The organism is uncultured Cyclobacterium sp. (assembly GCF_963976465.1).
Taxonomy (GTDB): domain Bacteria; phylum Bacteroidota; class Bacteroidia; order Cytophagales; family Cyclobacteriaceae; genus Cyclobacterium.
Genome location: NZ_CAXBOC010000590.1, coordinates 1 through 3,129, shown reverse-complemented (window position 1 = coordinate 3,129; position 3,129 = coordinate 1). Strand labels below are relative to the sequence as shown.

Sequence of the window (3,129 nt, the reverse complement as noted above, 5' to 3'; positions counted from 1 at the left end):
CACTACCAAGACCATAACTTAACCAAGCCCCCATACTAGGACGGTTTCCTTGCTGGGCTCCGGTTTGGAAAAATGTTAAGGCTGGATCATGATTGATGGCTTCAGTGTGAATGGATTTTATGATGCAAATGTCATCTACAATCTTTGCTGTATGTGGGAATAAGGAACTTATCCAAGCCCTGGCTTGACCGTATTGCTGAAAATCACAAAATGAGCCAACCATTGGAAAACTACTTTGGCTGGCAGTCATTCCTGTTAGCCTTTGTCCTTGTCTAATAGATTCCGGCAACTCCTGCCCCCATAAATCTCGAAGCTTGGGTTTAAAGTCAAACGATTCTAATTGAGATGGGGCGCCATTTTGGAACAAATATATCACTCTTTTGGCTTTAGGAGCAAAATGGGGCAATCCTTTACTCAAGTCATCAATTCCCCCCAAATTATTGCCCCTGAATAAATCCGGGATTAAAAGAGAGCCTAAAGCTGCACTTCCCAAACCCAAGCTTAGCTTGGAAAGAAAATGCCTTCTATTAAGGTTCAACCCATGATCCAATATTTCTTTTTCCATAATTTAAGCTTTCGTAATGCTGGCTTCCAAATTATAAATAAGCGTGATTACCTGTGCCAAAGCGGCATGTTTTTCTACAGGTATATCATCCATTAAAGGAAATTTTCCTACATCTACTATCTTTTTGGCTTTTTCTTTATCATCACTATACTCTCCCAAAAAGCTTGTCAAATGATTGCTCAAAATCTCGCGTTCTTTCTCATCAGGTTTTCTGCCAATAATACTATAGAAAGCATAGGCTATTCCTCTTTCAGGTTTTGGATCCCTTTTTAATAATCTGGAGGCAAACACCCTGGAAGCCTCCAATACCACAGGGTCATTCATCATGACCAAAGCCTGTAAAGGGGTACTGGTTTTCAACCTTTCCACCTCACAGGCATCCCTGTTACTGGCATCAAATAATATCATATTGGGAGGCGGGACAGTTCTCTTTATAAAAGTATACAACCCCCTTCTATATAGGTACTTTCCGGTATCCAATTGAAACTTGGATAGATTACCTCTACCCGAGGTGGCTGCCTCCCAAAGGCCTTCAGGTTGGTAGGTTTTTACAGAAGGCCCTCCAATTTCTTTATTCAATAGCCCACTGCTGGCCAATATTAAATCCCTTATCTCCTCTGCTTTTAGTCGGCGCCTTGGAAATCTGGCCAAATACTTATTTTCCGGATCAAGTGTTAAATGCTGCTTTTTGACCATTGAAGATTGTTGGTAAGTAGAGGAAAGCATGATCTTCTTTAATAGATACTGTATATCCCAGCCATGTGCTATAAAGTCAACAGCCAGCCAATCAAGTAATTCCTGGTTGGTAGGTAAATTACCTTGCAAACCAAAATCTCCGGGAGTATCCACGATTCCTACACCAAAAATTTCTTGCCAAACTCTGTTTACAAAAACCCTTGCAGTCAATGGGTTACCCTCATCAAAGAGCCATTTCGATAATCCTAACCTGTTTTTTGGAAGACTATCAGGAAAAGGAAGAATAGAAGCCGGGAGCCCGGGTTCAACTTTTTCTCCGTGAGCATCATAGGCACCTCTCTCCAAAATATAAGTATTTCGGATACTGTCCGGTTCTCCCATTACTGCAACCTTCAGCACTTTGGCTTCATCAAGTAAAGAATTGTAATTGGCTCCTTTGGTCATTCCTGTCATCAACCTATTTACGCGAGAAGCACTATCGGGCATATTAATAAATTGCAGCAATTCTTCGACATCTTTATCACTGATTTCCATTAAAGGGTATTTTGCCGGGCTTTTCTTGGAGAAACCAGGTTTTTTTTCCTCTATCCCCCATTCAGCAACATTATTAAAAAATGCATAGGTCTGAAAATATTCTTTTTGAGAAATGGGGTCGTATTTATGATCGTGACACTGTGCACATTCCAGAGTAACCCCGAGAATGGCTTTACCTAAGGTGTTCGTTCGGTCTATCGCATACATTACGCGGTACTCTTCGTCGATGGCACCGGACTCCTCTGTAATTTTATGGTTGCGGTTAAAACCTGTGGCCAATAACTGCTCCTTGCCTGCATTGGGAATCAAATCCCCTGCCAGCTGCCATGTTATGAATTGATCATAGGGCATGTTTTTGTTATATGCATGGATGACCCAATCCCGCCACGGCCATTGCGTTCTGTAATAATCATCTTGGTAACCATGGCTATCGGCATAACGAGAAACATCCATCCAGGCAACGGCCATTTTCTCTCCATAAGCCGCTGACTGAAACAATTGGTCTATTACAGCTTCCGGCACCATGCCATTTTCTTCCAAATCATCCAATTCTTCAGGACTTGGCGGCAAGCCAGTTAAATCAAAATAAAGCCTTCTCAAGAGGGTTAAGTCATCCGACATTACGGAAGGATCCAATCCTACCTCCTCCATCTTGCTTAATACAAAGTAATCTATTTCATTCTGTGCCCAATCCTCATTTTTCACTTTCGGAAGAGGGGCTTTTTGGGGAGAAACAAAGGCCCAGTGAGGCTCATAAACCGCTCCCCCATCTATCCATTTTTCGATTAATTTGATCTGCTGATCACTTAGTTTCAAATTGGAGGTTGGAGGAGGCATTTTCTCTTCCGGGTCTGATGAAATTATTCTGCTAAATGCCAAAGATTCTGCAGAAGAACCTGGAATAATGGCATGTTTTCCGGGACTTTCTTTTAAAGCTGCATACGCTTCTGAAGCAATATCTAATCGAAGCCCTGCTTCCCTTTTATTGGCATCAGGGCCATGACAGGTGAAGCAGTTTTCTGATAAGATTGGTCTGACATGGAGGTTATAACTGATTTGGTCAGGAAATTCCAAAACATTTTGGCTCCCGCTTTCTTTACATCCAAGGATCAGCACCATGCAAATTACCCCAACTGAAATGGGCGAAATCCAGAATATTTTAACTCCTTTACCAAAATTCATATTGGTAAAATAGCTATTTACCCCGTAAAAGCAAAACCATTACTTCTGAGCCCAAGCAATTAAAGTACATGTGGATAATTCTTTCAACCAACTGGGGATACGCATCTTCCAATAGGACTCCAACAAATAAATCTCACCTCTTTTATATGCTA

General features: G+C 41.5%; 2 protein-coding genes. Both read right to left on the bottom strand.

Features of this window, described 5'->3' with window-relative positions; genetic code table 11:
* Positions 1 to 565: DUF1501 domain-containing protein (locus AAC037_RS22610; RefSeq protein WP_339905812.1), on the bottom strand; the 565-nt coding region annotated here is incomplete at its 3' end.
* A 3-nt stretch (positions 566 to 568) separates the two neighbouring features.
* On the bottom strand, positions 569 to 2,977 hold the full coding sequence (locus AAC037_RS22605; protein WP_339905811.1) for a PSD1 and planctomycete cytochrome C domain-containing protein: 2,409 nt from the start codon (positions 2,975 to 2,977) through the stop codon (positions 569 to 571).
* Between the last annotated feature and the right edge of the window lie 152 nt (positions 2,978 to 3,129).

Excerpts from the sequence above, each read along its gene's own strand:
- AAC037_RS22605 (WP_339905811.1), bottom strand. The coding sequence starts at position 2,977 with ATGAATTTTGGTAAAGGAGTTAAAATATTCTGGATTTCGCCCATTTCA.